This is a genomic window from Acinetobacter sp. X9, assembly GCF_054889255.1.
This window is the reverse complement of the sequence record NZ_CM142679.1, coordinates 1,650,942-1,669,200: the sequence shown is the minus strand read 5'-3', so window position 1 is coordinate 1,669,200 and position 18,259 is coordinate 1,650,942. Positions and strand designations below refer to the sequence as shown.

General features: G+C 38.6%; 17 protein-coding genes. 6 read left to right on the top strand and 11 right to left on the bottom strand.

Going from position 1 to position 18,259, the window contains the following annotated elements; genetic code table 11:
* Position 1 precedes the first annotated feature (1 nt).
* The 3 genes from ACYU0V_RS07935 to ACYU0V_RS07925 form a co-directional block, all read right to left on the bottom strand.
* Positions 2 to 718, bottom strand: a complete 717-nt coding sequence (locus tag ACYU0V_RS07935; protein WP_461849676.1) for an SGNH/GDSL hydrolase family protein — start codon at positions 716 to 718, stop codon at positions 2 to 4.
* 38 nt (positions 719 to 756) lie between these two features.
* On the bottom strand, positions 757 to 1,164 hold the full coding sequence (locus ACYU0V_RS07930; protein WP_461849675.1) for a nuclear transport factor 2 family protein: 408 nt from the start codon (positions 1,162 to 1,164) through the stop codon (positions 757 to 759).
* Positions 1,165 to 1,235: 71 nt separating this feature from the next.
* Complete coding sequence (locus ACYU0V_RS07925; protein WP_461849673.1) at positions 1,236 to 3,260, bottom strand: oxidoreductase; 2,025 nt, start codon at positions 3,258 to 3,260, stop codon at positions 1,236 to 1,238.
* 135 nt (positions 3,261 to 3,395) lie between these two features.
* On the opposite strand from ACYU0V_RS07925, the gene ACYU0V_RS07920 reads away from it, so the two are divergent.
* The gene (locus ACYU0V_RS07920; RefSeq protein ID WP_005069032.1) at positions 3,396 to 3,956 is read left to right on the top strand and encodes a PadR family transcriptional regulator; all 561 of its coding nucleotides are present in this window, start codon (positions 3,396 to 3,398) and stop codon (positions 3,954 to 3,956) included.
* A gap of 2 nt (positions 3,957 to 3,958) precedes the next feature.
* Positions 3,959 to 4,876 carry an alpha/beta fold hydrolase gene (locus ACYU0V_RS07915; RefSeq protein WP_161282287.1) on the top strand — a complete coding sequence of 306 codons (918 nt, stop codon included), beginning with the start codon at positions 3,959 to 3,961 and terminating at the stop codon, positions 4,874 to 4,876.
* A gap of 48 nt (positions 4,877 to 4,924) precedes the next feature.
* Here the strand turns inward: ACYU0V_RS07915 and ACYU0V_RS07910 are convergent, their stop codons facing one another.
* From ACYU0V_RS07910 to argC, 6 genes are all read right to left on the bottom strand, one after another.
* Positions 4,925 to 5,980 carry a 3-deoxy-7-phosphoheptulonate synthase gene (locus ACYU0V_RS07910; RefSeq protein ID WP_461849671.1) on the bottom strand — a complete coding sequence of 352 codons (1,056 nt, stop codon included), beginning with the start codon at positions 5,978 to 5,980 and terminating at the stop codon, positions 4,925 to 4,927.
* Between the two features lie 425 nt (positions 5,981 to 6,405).
* Complete coding sequence (locus ACYU0V_RS07905) at positions 6,406 to 6,768, bottom strand: YnfA family protein (protein WP_005069026.1); 363 nt, start codon at positions 6,766 to 6,768, stop codon at positions 6,406 to 6,408.
* A gap of 3 nt (positions 6,769 to 6,771) precedes the next feature.
* A complete protein-coding gene (gene clpA, locus ACYU0V_RS07900) occupies positions 6,772 to 9,048 on the bottom strand; it encodes an ATP-dependent Clp protease ATP-binding subunit ClpA (RefSeq protein WP_032036333.1) in 2,277 nt (758 codons plus the stop codon).
* A gap of 9 nt (positions 9,049 to 9,057) precedes the next feature.
* Positions 9,058 to 9,471 carry an ATP-dependent Clp protease adapter ClpS gene (gene clpS / locus ACYU0V_RS07895; protein ID WP_002121129.1) on the bottom strand — a complete coding sequence of 138 codons (414 nt, stop codon included), beginning with the start codon at positions 9,469 to 9,471 and terminating at the stop codon, positions 9,058 to 9,060.
* Between the two features lie 9 nt (positions 9,472 to 9,480).
* A complete protein-coding gene (locus ACYU0V_RS07890) occupies positions 9,481 to 10,239 on the bottom strand; it encodes a DUF6776 family protein (RefSeq protein ID WP_080759683.1) in 759 nt (252 codons plus the stop codon).
* 75 nt (positions 10,240 to 10,314) lie between these two features.
* Entirely contained in the window at positions 10,315 to 11,370 is a 1,056-nt protein-coding gene (gene argC, locus ACYU0V_RS07885) for an N-acetyl-gamma-glutamyl-phosphate reductase (RefSeq protein ID WP_016805956.1), read from the bottom strand.
* 184 nt (positions 11,371 to 11,554) lie between these two features.
* On the opposite strand from argC, the gene ACYU0V_RS07880 reads away from it, so the two are divergent.
* Positions 11,555 to 13,075 carry a hypothetical protein gene (locus ACYU0V_RS07880; RefSeq protein ID WP_064784790.1) on the top strand — a complete coding sequence of 507 codons (1,521 nt, stop codon included), beginning with the start codon at positions 11,555 to 11,557 and terminating at the stop codon, positions 13,073 to 13,075.
* Here the strand turns inward: ACYU0V_RS07880 and ACYU0V_RS07875 are convergent.
* Together ACYU0V_RS07875 and rpiA are read right to left on the bottom strand one after the other, a co-directional pair.
* Entirely contained in the window at positions 13,072 to 13,752 is a 681-nt protein-coding gene (locus ACYU0V_RS07875) for a YgjP family zinc-dependent metalloprotease (RefSeq protein ID WP_002120938.1), read from the bottom strand. The two genes, ACYU0V_RS07880 and ACYU0V_RS07875, sit on opposite strands and share 4 nt — an antisense overlap.
* Positions 13,752 to 14,423 carry a ribose-5-phosphate isomerase RpiA gene (rpiA, locus tag ACYU0V_RS07870; protein WP_002046900.1) on the bottom strand — a complete coding sequence of 224 codons (672 nt, stop codon included), beginning with the start codon at positions 14,421 to 14,423 and terminating at the stop codon, positions 13,752 to 13,754. The genes ACYU0V_RS07875 and rpiA overlap by 1 nt, the downstream gene beginning before the upstream one ends.
* 101 nt (positions 14,424 to 14,524) lie before the next feature.
* Between rpiA and ilvA the strand changes: the two genes are divergently transcribed.
* The 3 genes from ilvA (at position 14,525) to ACYU0V_RS07855 (ending at position 18,223) form a co-directional block, all read left to right on the top strand.
* Positions 14,525 to 16,072, top strand: a complete 1,548-nt coding sequence (ilvA, locus tag ACYU0V_RS07865) for a threonine ammonia-lyase, biosynthetic (RefSeq protein WP_170814121.1) — start codon at positions 14,525 to 14,527, stop codon at positions 16,070 to 16,072.
* 144 nt (positions 16,073 to 16,216) lie between these two features.
* Positions 16,217 to 16,867 (top strand): potassium channel family protein, encoded by a 651-nt coding sequence (locus tag ACYU0V_RS07860; protein ID WP_005069007.1) that lies wholly within the window; start codon positions 16,217 to 16,219, stop codon positions 16,865 to 16,867.
* A gap of 18 nt (positions 16,868 to 16,885) precedes the next feature.
* Positions 16,886 to 18,223 carry a TrkH family potassium uptake protein gene (locus ACYU0V_RS07855; RefSeq protein WP_461849666.1) on the top strand — a complete coding sequence of 446 codons (1,338 nt, stop codon included), beginning with the start codon at positions 16,886 to 16,888 and terminating at the stop codon, positions 18,221 to 18,223.
* Positions 18,224 to 18,259 lie beyond the last annotated feature (36 nt).

Here is an 18,259-nt window from a genome sequence, read left to right as displayed (position 1 = left end):
ATTATGAGTTAAATGATTGCCGCACTAATGCTGCAACCTGTTGTCCCCAAATTGCATAAATTTCCTTACTCGGATGAAAGCCATCACTTGCCATAGGCAGATTCATCGCTTGAAAATGCTCAATATCATATTGAATGAACTTAAATTGGTTTTGTGATTCTAACCACTTATCTAGTACCTGATTCATTTGTTCCGCATATTTTCCAAACAACCAAGCCAATGGATTCGGTAACGCTGGAAAATGCTGCATTGGCGGAATACCAGAAACAATAATGAGCTTTGGCTGAAAACGTGCCTGTATAGATTGAAATAATTGTTTTTGTTGTTTTATCCATGAACTTGCTGAGGTTAGTTTCGTGACATCATTAACACCAATCGACGTAACCACCACATCATAATTTTGTTGCTCTAAATGCTGTACTGCTTGAAAAACCTGCTTAGTTGTATCACCTGTTTTTGCATGCAGTTTCCAGCGTATCGAATATTGATCTTGCAACTCAGAAATAATTGCACCAGATAAAGCATCTTTTTGGGTTTCTACGCCAACACCTGCTGCGGCAGAGTCTCCTAAAATAAGTAATGATAGAGGTCTTCCCTTGCCCACGATGCCTTGTCTCTCACCACTGGCTTCTAGCAAGCGTGGCGTATTCTTACGAACCTTTGCTCCCTGTACAAACAGTACAGGAAGCAATGCTAGAGTTGAAAGCTTTAACCACATTTTATTGATCTCTATCTTACTTAGGCTATTTACTAAAATTATTGAGATTGAAACTTAGCAATTCTTATACCCATTTGTTCAGCCAATGCCGCTAAGCCACTCATTGGACGAATCATTACTTCAAAATCAATAATTTTACCTTGTTCATTAAAACGAATCATATCAATACCTTTTAATGATTTACCACTGACATTGGCACTGAACTCAAGCACTACATTTTCACCGTCTTCTGTATAGAACTCACGATGATAAGTAAAGTCTTCGAACACCTGAATCACATTGGTAAGAATGAAGAAAACAACCTGCTTGCCTTCATAAGGTTTGTAAGCAACTGGTGAGCGAAAAACCACTTCATCCGCCAGCAAGTCATTTAGATCGGATAAGTTACCAGCCTGAACCATTTCATGCCATTTTTCTAAAGACTGTTTTGTTGTTTCGAGTGTCATTGTTTTTATATCCTATAATTTAACCAAAGAAGTAACGGGCATTTCTCTTTAAAAGAAATGCCCATAAAAATTTATAGTGTCGCTGCTAATTCAGCGCCTTGGCGTATTGCACGTTTTGCATCCAGTTCACCCGCCTCTTTAGCGCCACCAATTAAATGAACATTTTTTCCATCTGTTTTTAATTGATCATACATTGCAGTAAATGACTCTTGGCCTGCACAAATCACCACATGGTCAACCTCAAGTACACTTGGTTTTCCATCTATAGTTATATGTAAGCCTTGATCGTCTACCTTGTCGTATTGCACACCAGCAAACATTTTGACCTGACGATTTTTTAGCCCTGTGCGATGAATCCAGCCTGTTGTTTTACCTAAACCAGCGCCTACAGCAGCAGTTTTACGTTGCAGTAAATAAATTTCTCGTTCAGATGCCTCAACTTTTGGTTGTTTTAAACCACCAACATGCTCATATTGAGTATCGATTCCCCATTCTTCATAGAACTTTTCTGGATTTAAACTGCCACTTTCACCTTCGTGAGTAAGATATTCAGCTGTGTCGAAACCAATACCACCTGCACCAATAATGGCAACACGTTGTCCTACTGGCACACGCTCTTTTAGAACTTGTAAATAGCTCAGCACTTTAGGATGATCAATTCCCTCAAACTGTAATTGACGAGGTGTTACACCTGTTGCAACCACAATTTCATCAAAATTTGCTTGGCTTAATTCTTCGTAAGTTGCTTGATGGTTTAACACAAGTTCAATGTTTGGTCGCAATTCAATTTGACGACTAAAGTAGCGTAAAGTTTCGTAGAACTCTTCTTTTCCAGGAACTGTTTTTGCAATATTAAACTGACCACCAATTTGATGACTTGCTTCAAAAATTTTAACTTGATGCCCGCGATCAGCTGCATATACCGCAAAACTTAAACCTGCCGGACCCGCGCCAATAACAGCAATATTCTTTTTAACCTGAGCTTCTTTAAAGATCAGCTCAGTTTCATAACATGCACGCGGGTTTACTAAACAAGTTGCAATTTTCATTGAGAAAATATGATCTAAACAAGCTTGGTTGCACCCAATACACGTATTAATTTCATCACTACGGCCTTCACTTGCTTTCAAGACAAATTCAGCATCCGCTAACATTGGTCGTGCCATAGACACCATATCAGCATGACCAGATGCCAATACATGTTCAGCTATTTCAGGCGTATTGATTCGGTTAGAAGTAATTAAAGGGATAGAGACTTCACCTTTAAGTTTTTCAGTTACCCAAGTAAATGCAGCACGAGGAACTTTGGTTGCAATTGTAGGAATACGTGCCTCATGCCAGCCAATACCTGTATTGATAATTGTTGCGCCTGCTTTTTCAATTTCTTTTGCAAGCTGAATCACTTCATCAAAACTTGAACCACCTTCAACTAAATCAAGCATAGATAGGCGATAAATGATGATAAAATTTTCACCAACTAAAGCACGCGTGCGCTTTACAATTTCAATTGGAAAGCGGATACGATTTTCGTAACTACCGCCCCATTCATCATCACGATGATTCGTTCGAGCTGCAATAAATTCATTAATTAAATAACCTTCAGACCCCATGATTTCTACGCCATCATAGCCCGCATACTGAGCAAGTTTGGCGCAGTTAGCAAAGTCATCAATGGTTTGTTGTACTTCGGCAGAACTTAAAGCTTTAGGCTTAATCGGGTTAATAGGGGCTTGAATTGCTGAAGGTGCAACGTTATTTGCCTGATAAGAATAACGACCCGTATGTAAAATCTGCATAGCAATTTTACCCCCAGCTTCATGAACAGCTTGGGTAATCACTTTATGTTTTTCAGCTTCTTCAACTGTATCTAGTTTGGTCCCATGGCTAAATACAACACCATCATCATTTGGAGAAACACCGCCAGTTACAATTAAACCCACATCACCTTTTGCACGCTCAGCATAAAACGCAGCCATGCGCTCATATCCTTGCGGTGCTTCTTCTAATCCAATGTGCATCGACCCCATAAGCACACGGTTTTTTAAAGTAGTAAAGCCTAAATCAAGTGGCTTTAATAAATGTGGATAAGCTGACATATTTTCTCCTATGGCTAGCAATAAGCTTGCTAATGCAACTTGTTGCATAAATTTATAATCAAATTTTGACTTTTATGCAACATGTTGCATAATCTCATGAGTCACACTTTACTTTTGCTTACAAACTGGATTGCCATGTCACTTCCTCATGTTTTATTGACCAGCTTGCTTGAACGTCCAAGTACAGGGTTTGAACTTGCCCGCCGCTTTGACCGCTCAATGGGCTTTTTCTGGAATGCCACTCACCAGCAAATTTATCGTGAACTCAATAACATGCTTAAAAAAGGCTGGGTTTCCACTTTAGAAAATGAAATGGATAATGGCCGAAAAAAAACCTATCAGGTCGAACAACTGGGTCGTATAGAACTAGCCTCATGGATGACGCAACAAAGTGAACCTGCACAGCTTCGTGATGATTTAATGGTTAGATTGCGTGCAGAAGCACAATTGAGCAATAATCAGATATTACCTGAACTGTTAAGGCATCTTGGTTTACATCAAGAGAAGCTCAAACTTTATCAAAGTATTTATGATAAAGATTTTAAAGACAGCGATGATCTAAATGACCGTGTGTTATACATCCACAAAATGATCTTAGAACTTGGAATTACGATGGAAAGTGAATGGATCAAATGGTTGGAACAAGTCATCCCTCAATTAAAACGCTTTGCCCAAGATAACCCATCTGGAGAATAGCCATGCCGTATTACACCATGCCCGATCGGGAAAATTTATTTGTACGCCGTGTTGGTCGTGGTGAGCCTGTTTTGGTTTTATCTGGCCTTGGCATGCAAAGTTGGCAGTGGCTACCGTTTATTTATGCAAACCGCAAAGAATATGAGTTTATTATTCCAGACTGGCGTGGTTTCGGTGGATCAAAGAATTGTGCAATTCCCGAGCAAGATGCCATTTCTAGTCATTGGCAAGATGTTGCTCATTTAATAGATCAATTAAAACTTGATAACTTTATCTTGATGGGTTATTCAATGGGCGCAACAACTGCCATGCATGGCATGAAACATGCGCAACTGGCACAGCAGTTAAAAGCCTATTTACATATTGATCAGACACCAAAAATATCAGTAGATTCGACTTGGGAATATGGTTTATTCGGTCCTCTTCACACCCAGTTCAAACAATTATTAAATGATATCTATCAATTATTAGCAAAGCATAAAAATGCCAAATACCTTTATGAGCTATCACTTCCAGATCGACAAGAACTAGTCCGTCTATGGGTAGATTTTATTGAGTTACAAAGTAGCAATCCATTTAGTCCACTAGTTTTTAAAACAGCTTTAAAACAGCCTTTTCTACAAAAATATTTATTACCTATTCAACGTTTAGATTACTTGTTTTGGTATGTTGAAAACTATCTTTATCATAATGAAGATTATCGAGAAGCAATTCAGCAGTTAGCATGTCCTACCACTTTCTTTATTGGTCGCAATTCGACACTTTATCCAGAAACTGGTCAGACACTAATTGCACATAGCGTTGAGCATGCAAAAGCAATATATTTTGAACGTTCAGGCCATACACCTTTATTAACTGAACCCAAAAAGTTTGGACATGAAATCAATACATTCCTATCCGAACTCAAACATGCTTCTTAAAAAACAAAGGGATCTATTTACAGATCCCTTTTTAAAGCCCATAAATAATTAAGCGGAATGAGCTAATTCTTTTGTCTTTAATTGCTTCGAGACATTTAATAAGAGCTGCTCTGTTTTTTCCCACCCTAAACAACCATCAGTTACTGACTGGCCATAAGTCATATCACAAGAAATCTTTTGGTTACCATCAACCAAATGACTTTCAATCATGACACCTCGAACTTGTGTTTTTAAACGTTCAGCAACGATTTGCTGTAAAACTTCTGGCTGACGCAATGGATCCTTACCGCTGTTACCATGACTACAATCAATCACCAGTGCAGGTAAATTTTGATTGTACTTTTCGCGTATCGCCTGAATTGAAGCCAAATCGTAATTTGGCCCATGATTCGCACCACGCAAGATCAAGTGAGGTAATGGATTTCCAGCACTCTGAATCACTGAAGGCAAGCCTTGTTGATTCATTCCTAAAAATTGATGTTCATTTTGCGCGGATTGAATCGCATCTAGTGCAATCTGAATAGAACCATCAGTACCATTCTTGAAACCAATACTGTATGGCATATGACTTGAGATTTCACGGTGAATCTGAGATTCGCTTGTGCGAGCACCAATTGCACCCCAAGCCAATAAATCATCAAAATAGCCAGTTGCCATTGGACTTAAAATTTCACTCGCAATTGGCAAACCCTTTTCAATAATCTGTAGGTAGAGTTCACGAGACTTTTCTAAACCAAGTTGTAAATTTGATGAACCATCTAAATTTGGATCATACATGAACCCTTTCCAACCAACTGTGGTACGTGGTTTTTCAATGTATGTACGCATCACGATAAAAATCTGATCTTTAACTTTTTCTTGTAATTTTTGCAGTTTTTCAGCGTATTCAAGTACTGCAACTGGATCATGAATTGAACAAGGCCCTGTAATTACCATTAGACGATGATCTTTGCCGTTAAGAATATTTTGAATAATTTGGCGGTGTTCGGCAATTTGACGTGCGAAAGAGTGTGCAAGCGGGTATTTCGCTTTTAACTGGATAGGTAAACTAACTGGTGTTTCTTTTGTATTGGTTTGAGTCAGTAAAGTATTTAGGGCATTCATTGGTTTTTTCCTTGGGACTGCAATCTACTCAGTCCGATCATTTATTTGAGCGTTTTGGATCTATTCGTTGGTAAAGGTAAGCAAAAGTAAAACCAATAAAAGTTGCTAAAGTACGAATAAGTCATGTTGTTCATTTTAAGTTCCTCGATTCTAAAAAGATAAAGCATAAAAAAACCTGATCGGGGTTGCCGATCAGGTATTAACTGTGATGGGCAACTTTCTCATGCCCGAATACGCTCAGGCAACTATCTAAATTGCCAAAAGTAATAATAAGCGTTAGTGTTCACAGATTGATTTAACATCTTTATCTCAAATATTAAAAAATGTTCCTTAAATCTAAAATACGCATTGTTGATGAGTTTGACAAGTCTTTTTTTTGAAAAAAACTTCTTATTTTCTCGCTTAAGATTTGATTCAATGATGCATTAACGAATCAACCCTTGAGGTTGCAAAATAATTAAACCAGCTCCACAAAGCACAATTAGACCACCTAATATATCCCATCTTGTTAATCCCACCTGATCAACAAAGCGTAGCCACATAAGCGCAGTAAAAATATAGATACCGCCATAGGCCGCATAAATGCGCCCAGAAGCTGCCGGATGTAAAGTCAACAACCATACAAAGATAGCCAGACTTAAGACCGTAGGTAGCCACAGCCAAGCCGACTTACCCTCTTTTAAAATCAGATAAGGAAAATAACAACCAAGAATTTCAGCAATTGCCGTGATAATAAATAACCCGAATACACTGAGTATTCGGGTTATAGCAAGACTATCAATTAACATAAGTTATGCTGGTTCTGCCGTATGATGATCTTCAAACACTTCAAGTTTTAAGCCGACAGCTTTGCCATCTTCTTTTTTCACCGATACAGCCACGTTACCACCATGATCTGCAAGTTCACCAAACAGAATCATTTCAGCGAGTGGTTTCTTCAAGTGTTCTTGAATGAGACGTTGCATTGGACGAGCACCCATCAAACGATCATAACCATTTGTAGCTAACCAATCTCGTGCACTTTGATCGACATCAAGAACAACTTGTTTTTCATCCAATTGTGCTTGCAATTCTGTTAAGAATTTGTCGACTACAGACTCAATCACAGTTGTTGGCAATGCTTTGAATTGAATAACGCCATCTAAACGGTTACGGAACTCTGGTGAGAAAGCACGTTTCATCGCTTCTTGGTTGTCAGAACTATGATCTTGTTCCGTAAAACCAATGCTCGCGCGAGAAATACTTTCCGCTCCAATATTCGTAGTCAGAACAATAATCACATTTCTAAAGTCTGACTTACGTCCATTATTATCCGTTAAAGCGCCATGATCCATGATTTGTAGCAATAGATTAAACACATCTGGATGTGCTTTCTCAATCTCATCAAGCAACAAGACACAATGCGGATTTTTATGAATCGCATCAGTAAGCAAACCACCTTGGTCATAACCCACATACCCTGGAGGTGCACCAATTAAGCGTGAAACTGCATGACGTTCCATATATTCAGACATATCGAAACGTACAAGCTCTACACCTAATAATTTAGCGAGCTGCTTAGTAACCTCAGTTTTACCTACACCAGTTGGGCCAGCAAAAACAAAACTACCTACTGGTTTATCTGGTGATTTTAATCCAGCACGAGATAACTTGATCGCTGAACCTAATGCAGTAATTGCTTCATCTTGACCAAACACCACACGTTTCAAATCACGCTCAAGATTTTCAAGCACTGATTTATCATCTTTAGACACAGTTTTTGGTGGAATACGAGCAATCTTAGAAACGATATCTTCGATATTCTCTACGGTAATCAAGCTATCATCAGTTTCAGCTTTCAAACGGCGTTGAGCACCTGCTTCATCAATGACATCAATTGCCTTATCTGGCAAGAAACGATCATTAATGAATTTAGCAGAAAGCTCTACAGCTGATACCAAAGCCTTATCGTCATATTGTACGTGGTGGAAATCTTCAAACTTAGTTTTCAATCCACGTAAAATATCAATCGTTTCAGCAATACTTGGCTCATTGACATCAATCTTTTGGAAACGACGAGATAACGCATGGTCTTTTTCAAAAACCTGACGATATTCTTGGAAAGTCGTTGAACCAATACAACGTAAAGTACCATTAGCTAAAGCTGGCTTAATAAGATTTGATGCATCCATTGTGCTGCCCATACTTGAGCCTGCACCAATGATCATATGAATCTCATCAATGAATAAAATCGCATTTGGATTTTTCTTCAATGCATTAAGCAATTGCTTTAAACGTTTTTCAAAGTCACCACGATATTTCGTTCCAGCAACTAATGCGCCAATGTCCAGACTATAGATTTCGGCCTGACTTAAAGGTTTAGGTGCTTTACCATTCACAATTAACCATGCCAAACCTTCAGCAATCGAGGTTTTACCCACACCTGGATCACCCACAAGCAATGGATTGTTTTTGCGACGGCGGCACAGAATTTGTGCTGTACGCTCAATTTCTTTTTCACGACCAATCAACGGGTCAGTTTTGCCTTTTTGCGCTTCAACATTTAGATTCAGCGTATAAAGCTCAAGTGGCCCTGCATTGCTTGCGCTAGTTTCACCTTCAATATCTTCAACTTCTTCTTCAACTTGTACTTCGTCTTTACGTGTCCCATGAGACAAGTATTGAGTCAATGTCAAGCGATTGATTTGATGACGTTTAAGTAAATACACAGCAAAAGAATCACGCTCTGAATACATTGCGACCAAAACATCTGCACCTTCAACAGTACGATCGCCGCCACTTGATTGCACGTGAAAAATAGCACGTTGCAAAATGCGGTCGAAACTTTCTGTTGGATGAGGAGCTTGCTCGCTATTTTCGCCAAGCTTAGGAGTATGTTGTTCTACATATTCTTCTAATTCTTTACGCAAAGAAACTATATCAGCCCCACATGCTTTTAATGCATTCACGGCTGAATCGTTGTCGAGTAGTGCTAATAATAAATGTTCAACTGTAAGAAACTCATGTCTCTTTTGACGAGCCATGCTAACAGCCAAACGTAATGATACTTCTAATTGACGACTGAGCATGTAACCCCCTTATGCTTTAGGCTCAATCTGGCAAAGTAATGGATGACCTTGCGATCGAGCGTAATTATTAACAAGGTTTGCCTTAGTTTCCGCGATGTCTCTTGGATAGACTCCGGCAATACCTTTACCTTCATAGTGTACTGTTAGCATTACTTGAGTTGCTTGGTCAAGATTCATTGCAAAGTATTGTTGTAAAATTTCAATTACAAAGTCCATTGGAGTGTAATCGTCATTCATTAATACGACTGCATATAATGGGGGACGCTTGAGTTCAGGAGGAGCTGTTTGTACAACAACCTCTCCATCATGATCTTCGTTTTGCGAATCACTTAAGCGTGGGTGGAAGTGCCAATCGACATAGCCAGACTGCTGAAAAGAAGCCTTGATATCTTTTAAGTTTGTTTGACGCTTATTTGTTCGCATAGGATGTTACTATTGTGAATTTGCTTCAGCTTGAGGAATTTCTGCCACGAAAGCAGAAGATGTTTCGACAGGTTTACCACGCTGCCAACTAAAACGTTTAATAATCGGTGTATCAGAGCCACCAGTTAAACGCACTTCAATAAATTGAGGTGTGAAACCTTTAGGCATTGTCCAACGACCTGTTAAGCGCTCAAAGTCAGTAAAGTTAAAGTTCTTCGCTTCAAGCGGTACGACTAAAACTTCAGTATCTTTGATCAATCTGATTTCAACCGATCCTAAAGCACGACGCTTACTTGGACTTACTTGAACTAAATCTAGTTGATATTCATAAGCATTTTCAGGCAACGGCTTAATGGCCAGATTTTGGATTGTTAAGCTCAAACCACCACGTTGTCTCAAAATCTCACGATAGATATTACTCATACCTTCTTGCTGAGTCTTATCGGCATTCGCTTGATTAAGTGCCTCAAACAGATCATTTGCATTGGTCACAGCCACATCACGCTCTTGCACCGCTGCATTAAGGCTTTTGTTAACTGCATCTAAGGCTGTTTTTTGCTTTTGCACCACTTCAACCAATTGCTCCGCATCTGCATCGTAACCAACAACAGTTAAACCTTGACGGTGCCCAATTGTATAGCCGAGCGCAAAACAACCACTCATTAAAATAGCAGCACCAATAAACAAAGGCTTATTGGTGTTTAAAAAATTTTTCTTTTGCAACGAACTTTCTGCTGAAGTCGTCTGTCCAGAGTTTTGCATCGTCATCTCAGTGTTCAAGATCAGAGTCAAGACACACATTTAAATCGAAATTTAAATGTGTGTGAAGCAAAAAAGAGTTTTTTATGGTAATAAACCAATCCCTTGTAAGCCTTCATCTTCATTAAAGCCAAACATCAGGTTCATATTTTGTACAGCCTGACCAGATGCACCTTTTACAAGGTTATCTTGAGCCGCCAAAATAATCAGTTTATTTGGTTGTGGTTTATATAATGCAATGCGAAGTTCATTCGCACCGCGTACACTACGTGTTTCAGGTGAACTATTTGCAGGCATAACATCTACGAATTTTTCATTAGCATAGAAGTTTTCATACAAAGCTTGTAAGTCTGTCTGCTTACCAGCTTCTGTCAAATCTACATAAATTGTACTCAGCATACCGCGAATCATAGGTACTAGATGCGGAACAAATAAGAGTCCATCAAACCCGCCCTTTTGTCCTGCAATATTTTCTAAGGCTTCTACAATTTCTGGATGGTGACGATGACCTGCAACACCATATGCTTTAAAGTTATCAGCGTTTTCACTATAAATCATGCCCAAGCTTGCTTTACGGCCAGCACCAGAAACACCAGACTTCGCATCAATAATAATATTTTTGGTTTCAATGAGTGCTTGTGCTGATTTTAATAGTGGCGCTAAACCTAATTGAACAGTCGTCGGATAGCAACCAGGGTTACCAATAACTTGAGCTTGTTTAATTTTTTCGCGGTTTAACTCAGTTAGACCATATACAGAATCTTTTAGTACATCTGGGCAAGCATGCTCCATACCATACCATTTTTCAAATTGTTCAAGATCTTGTAAACGAAAGTCTGCTGCTAAATCAATAACTTTAGTTCCAGCTGCAATTAAATCTTTGGCATGTTGCATGGCAACACCATGTGGCGTTGCAAAAAATACAACATCACACTCTTTTAATGCATCAATGTTTAAATCTGAAAATTGAAGATCTGTATGTCCACGTAAATTAGGGAACATATCTGCAACTGGTTTGCCCGCTTCTGTACGTGAAGTAAGAACTCGAACCTGCGCTTTAGGATGTCGTAATAAAATACGTAATAGTTCAACGCCTGTATAACCCGTTCCACCAACAATTCCGACAGAAATCACGTGCATTACCTCAATTTTTGAATCTATACTTGGGCAGTAGTATGACAGGATGTCCAAGCTTACAAAACCATTTCATGCTTGGTAATTTTAATTTTTTTAATTTTAGCGACAATCAGATAGCACTTACTGGACTGTCATAACCACATAAATATCAGCAAATAAATACCAGATTAATTTTTGGAGAGCTAGGATGCTTCAACAATCAAAAGAAACAAAATTACGCACGTACCTTGGCTTGAGCACATTCATTTTAAGTGTAGCCCTTACTGGTTGCGGAGGTGGAGGTAGTAGTGGAGGCAGTTCACCCACTACACCAACGCCAGTTGACCCTACACCTGAAGCAACAACTGATGTTACTTTAAAAACCCCTGTAGAAATGCGTAATATCCAGCTTAAAGTATATGACAACACCAACAACGCTGTTCTAGTGGATACTTCTATTGCGAGTTTAAATAGCTTTAATGTCAAAATTCCTACTGCAAAATTGAATCGTTTATATCGCGTAGAAATTACAACTCAAAGCTCATCTCAAGTGTTTGACCCCATTACTCCACAATACCAAAATTTGTCAGGTATTTATCATGCATTTATTACACCAAACAGTGTAAGTGGCAGAATCCAATTCATTAGCCCAAGCAGTGAAGCAGTTTATCAACGAGCTGTCATACGTTCAGGACAACTCCCTCAAGAAACGGTTGACCCAACCCGTATTGAGCAATTACATGTGGATTTAGCTTCTCAAGATGTCTACAAATCGTTAATGAATGCGTTTAAAGATGGTGACATTCCAAGTTTAAGTCCAGCTAATTCCCTTCTGAATTTAACTTTATTGCGATACTCAACTACTAAACCTAGTACATATGTAGATAGTTATCTTAGCTTTGGTTACTTACAATATTGGTCAACAATTCATGGCGGAGCAAACACCTACCAAGAACTTGTTAAAAGTTTAGCAACTGATTTAAAAGATGGCTTTTTGGATGGGAAAAAACTTCATGGGGATCAAACACCCTTCACCCCTATTTTCACACCTGCTCCAGATAATATTGATCCACTAAAAAATACGCTGTTAGATATTGCAGCTAATCAAAAAGTAACGCGCGATTACTTTGGAACCAATTTAAAAGCATCTACTTTGCAATTGGCTCAGTCTAATTCACAACAGTCTTTAGATCAGACGGGTTATGAACTTCTACAAAAAAAACAATATACAGGAATTGTTCCTACTGTAAATTCAACAACATTCATTCGCATTGACGGTGCTGGAGATTACCGTAGAGCTGTTGGGTTTACCACCACAGCGACGTGTAATGGATCAAGCTATCCATGCAAACAAGGCTTAACCAGTATCAACCTATCAGATCCAAACCTACCAGCTACAGACTATTTAGTGGGCCACTATGAAGACACCTCAACTGGATGTCAGCTTAATTTTCGCGCGAACGGTCAAATCGACTTAAGTAAAGGTTCACAAATTTATCGTGCTGCTTTAAGTGCTGATAGTACCGATAATTTATTGCAAACAGATGCTGCTAGTTCAAGTTATTTACTCAATTCAAGTTCAGCCGAACCAAATAACACGACGCAACAATACAACTTTATCCAATTATCTATTAAAGCAAATAAAATTATTAGTGCTAAAGCAGGTTTAGATAGCCGAAAAGCACCCGATAGCTTACAAACACCTCAACTAGAATGTACCTTTAGTTAAGCTGAAACATACCACCATGCAGGCAATGGATTTGATTTAAGTTGTCTGCGGTGTTTTTGAAAATATGGATCGTATTTTTCAACTTCTGCCCAAAATGCAGGACTATGGTCAAAATGTTTAGTATGCGCTAACTCATGAATAGCCACATAGCGAGCAATTTCGTGTGACATAAGTACCAGTCCTGCATGTAGCATAATATTATGCTGACTACTACAACTTCCCCACCGAGTTTTCGGGCGGCGAATTGTACACTCCCTATAAGCCAAATGAGTGTGCTCACTTAATTCTTTTAAAAGCTCTGGTAATTCTTGTTTCGCATAGGCAATAACTGCGTTTTGCAATGCCAAATATGGCTGTGTGTCTTTAATAAATAAAGAATTGTTTTCCCAGTCGAATTGAAAAACACGATGCTGCTTTTGAACAACGACTTGAAATGGCTGTTCTTTATTAAAAAAATAAATTTCTGAGGGAATATCAATGGATGCCGATTGAACGTTTTGTTGTTTATTCCACGTTTCGGTTAACCATTGTTCAGATTGCGCTAAAAAATGCTGAATTTGCTTCTTACTACAAAATAAAGGAACCGTAAGACGGATTGAAGCAGGCTCAACACGTAAGCGCAATTTTCTTGCTCTTACGTGTCGAACGATTTTAATCTCTGGCATTTTTGCAGACATTACTGTGCTGTACGCTCTTCAATACCATTATTTGTTGCAACAATTGCAATCGTTGCCGGATTTAAGGCGAAGATACCGTTAGTTACCACACCAGGAATATTGTTAATTGTTTTTTCCAGCTCAATAGCATTTAAAATATTAAGATTGAAAACATCCAAAATAACATTACCGTTATCTGTAACTACACCTTCACGATAAACCGGATCACCACCTAAACTTACCAATTTACGAGCTACAGCTGAACGCGCCATTGGAATAACTTCTACTGGTAATGGGAAATCACGTCCAAGTTGATCAACCCATTTTGAATCATCAACAATACACACAAACTTCTTAGCGATTGATGCAACGATTTTCTCACGTGTTAATGCAGCACCACCACCTTTAATCATATGCATATGACGGTCGATCTCATCTGCACCATCAACATAAGCATCTAGGCTACCTACATGGTTCATATCAACCACTTCAATACCAAGTTTTTTAAGACGATCAGCAGTTGCTTGAGAACTTGCCACAGCTGCTTCTAATTGTAATTCTGGGAGTAAATCAATTAGAAAATTTACGGTACTTCCAGTCCCAACACCCAAAATGCCACCTTTGGGTAAGTGTTTTAAAGCAGCTTTAGCAGCAGCTTGTTTCTTTTCATCTTGGGTTGCATATAGGCTCATTACATCACTCAACTATTTTTTGACATTTATGCGCCAATAAACGGCGCAAATGCACAAGGGTTTGCTACAATAATTTCCTATTTTAAACTGTTATAGGGAAGATGAACATGCTGTCTCGTGTGGTACGACAAATTTTACAAGCAACGGTTTATGATGTTGCAATTGAAACACCTCTCGAAGCAGCTCCACGAATTAGTCAAAAATTAAACAATACAATTCGTTTTAAGCGTGAAGATTTACAACCCGTTTTTTCTTTTAAATTACGCGGTGCCTATAACCGTATTAGTCAATTACCTAAAGAACAACTTGAACGCGGGGTGATTTGCGCCTCTGCTGGCAACCATGCTCAAGGCGTAGCCTTATCAGGACAAAGACTAGGAATTCCCGCTATTATTGTTATGCCAAGCACAACACCTGACATTAAAGTTCAGGCTGTTAAACGCTTAGGTGGCCAAGTTGTGTTACATGGCGATAGCTTTGATATTGCAAATAAATATGCTCAACAACGTGCAGAAGTTGAAGGTCTTGTATTTATTCCACCTTATGACGATGAACTTGTCATTGCAGGTCAAGGTACTATTGCCAATGAAATATTACGTCAATGGCGTGATGTAGAGTACGTGTTTGTTGCCGTAGGCGGTGGTGGCCTTATTTCAGGCGTAGCAGCTTACCTTGGAGAAGTTGCACCGCACGTAAAAGTTATTGGCGTTGAATATGAAGAGTCTGCTTGTTTAAAGGCAGCTTTAGAAGCAAATGAACGTGTAATTTTGCCACATGTAGGCCTATTTGCAGATGGTACAGCTGTTGCCCAAATTGGTGCTTTACCATTTGATATTATTCGTTTGCGCAAATCTGATAACTCAGGACCAATTGTTGATCCTGATATTGTGACTGTGAATACAGATGAAATCTGTGCAGCAATTAAAGACACATTTGATGAAAACCGCAGTATTGTTGAACCTTCTGGTGCAATGGCTTTAGCGGGTATCAAAAAATATATTCACGAACATAAAATCAGTAATAAAAATATGGTGTCGATTGTGTGCGGCGCCAATATGAATTTTGACCGCTTGCGTTATATTGCTGAACGTACCGAGTTAGGTGAGCAACGTGAAGCGATTTATGCAGTTACCTTATCTGAAGAAAAAGGCGCATTCTTAGGCTTCTGCCGTGCTTTACAAGGTCGCAATATTACTGAGTTTAACTACCGCGCAAACAATACAGACGAAGCGCAAGTATTCGTCGGTATTAGTTTAAAAGGTGGAGATGCAGAGCGTCATGAAATTTTGGAACAATTAAAACAACAAAACTATGTAGTTGATGATCTCTCTGACGATGAAGTTGCCAAATTACATATTCGTTATTTAATTGGTGGTCACGCAAATCTAGATGATGAAAGATTGTTTCGAGTTGAATTCCCTGAACGTCCGGGTGCGCTCTTAACCTTCTTAACTCGTTTAGGTCCAACCCACAACATTACCCTCTTCCATTACCGTAACCACGGCGCTGCTGAAGGACGAGTGTTAGTGGGCTTACAAGCAACAGATGCTAAACAAAACCCTGATGGATTGATTGAAACGCTTGAGCAGATTAATTATCCGTATGCAGAAATTACTGATAACGTCGGCTATAAACGCTTCTTAAAATAATCTTTAATTTTGATGAAGAAGCCGACAAAGTTGTCGGCTTTTTTATACAATCTTTTTATATTTCTATCATCTTTACATTGCATCTCTTTATCTTAAAGAAAATATCCTTAAAAATAATGATCTAACTCGGAAAAAAGGACCAACATGGCACAGTTCGCAGTCATTGGCTTAGGTAGTTTTGGAGCAACGGTAGCTCAAGAACTCACAAAATTAAATCATGATGTTATTGGCATTGATACGGTAAAAAAGAATGTCGAAAATCTTGCTGACGTTTTAACTCATGCCGTCATTGCTGACGCTACCGATGAACATGTGCTTGATGAATTGAATATCCAAAATTGTGACGCTGTTGTAGTCGCAATTGGTGAAGATATTGAAGCGAGTATTTTGTGTGTGTTGAACTTAAAAAATCTAGGCATTGATAAAATTTGGGTAAAAGCAAAAACCAAAGCTCATCACACCATTTTGTCACACCTTAATATCAATAAAATTATTCACCCTGAAGAAGATATGGGGGTAAGAGTTGCTCAAGCCCTGAACTACCCTATGGTAAGCCGCTATATGTCTTTAGAAGATGACCATTACATTATAAAAATTGAGATCCCAGATAAGCTTAACGGCATCAATTTATATGGCATTATGCAGCAAGCTCCTCAGGTTAAAACATTGCTCGTGAAAAGACAGCAGCAAATTTTGTTTGAGACTGAAGAAAATTTCACTTTGCAAACACATGATATTCTTATTTTAGAAGGTCATTTATCGCAGTTAAAGAAACTTTCTAATTGCTTCTTATAAGAAAACGAACTCTAGAATATGTCTATATATCCCAAGCCTCATAAAACGTTAAATTTAAGCCCTCCTTCACTTTTAGCGCTAGGGTTTTTAGGCTTTATTACTTTTGGCACTTTGTTGCTTAAATTGCCATTTGCGAATACAGGCAATGTCAGTTGGATGGATGCGCTTTTTACAGCCACCTCAGCAGTTACCATTACTGGTCTATCTGTTTTAAATATTCATGAATCTTTTACCCTCTTTGGGCAAACTATTATTTTATTACTGATCCAGTCCGGCGGTTTGGGTTTTATGACTTTTGCGATATTGGCCGCATTAAGTTTGTCACCAAAAGTTGGTCTTAAACAGCAAATGATGGCTCAAGATAGTCTCGGGCAAACAAGCCTATCAAAAGTTACTTTTGTTGCTAAAGGAGTTGTCACCTATACCCTTATTTTTGAGCTGATTGGTACAGTTATTCTTACCGCTGCTTTTACACCAATATACGGGTTTGCGCGTGGTTTATATTATGCAGTTTTTTATAGCATTTCCTCATTCAACAATGCTGGTTTTTCATTATTTTCCAATAGTTTAATGAATTTCCAAAGTAACTATATTATTTGTATAACCATTAGCATCCTTTACACCTTAGGTGGTCTTGGTTTTTTAGTGCTCATGGATATTAAGCAAAACAAAAGATGGAAAAAACTAACACCAAATAGCAAGCTTATTCTGACAACCATTGCAATTATTAACCTAGTTGCCTTTATTTTAATATGGGCTTTAGAAGCTCAAAATCCCGCGACTTTAGGGATGTTAAACTCAGGTGAACAAGCATTAAACGCTTGGTTTCAGGCAACAGTTCCACGATCTTCAGGCTTTAATACCATTGATACAGGTGCAATGACCAACAGTAGCTCCCTACTGATGATGTTACTAATGTTTATTGGTGGTGGTTCACTGAGTACAGCGGGTGGAATCAAAGTTGGCACCTTTGTCATTTTAGTGCTTAGTGTAATTTCATTTTTACGCCGTACAGATGAAATTAGAATATTTAATCACTCTGTATCTCATGAAACGACCTATAAAGCATTAGCGGTAACTGCTATTACGAGCATACTGATTTTCATTGGCTTCTTTATTCTTTTGCTTTTAGAGCCTAAAGCAGATTTTATGAATTTGCTTTTTGAGGTTGTTTCTGCCGCATGTACAGTGGGCCTCTCTCGTGGAATCACACCAGATTTACATAATGGTAGTTTATTCATTTTAAGCCTACTCATGTTTGCTGGACGACTTGGACCATTAACACTCGCCTACTTAATTGCCACTCCTAAAAAGAGTCGACTTAAACACCCTCAAGCCAACATTCAAATTGGATAATAAAAAAGCCGCTTTAAAAGCGGCTTTTTATAGTGT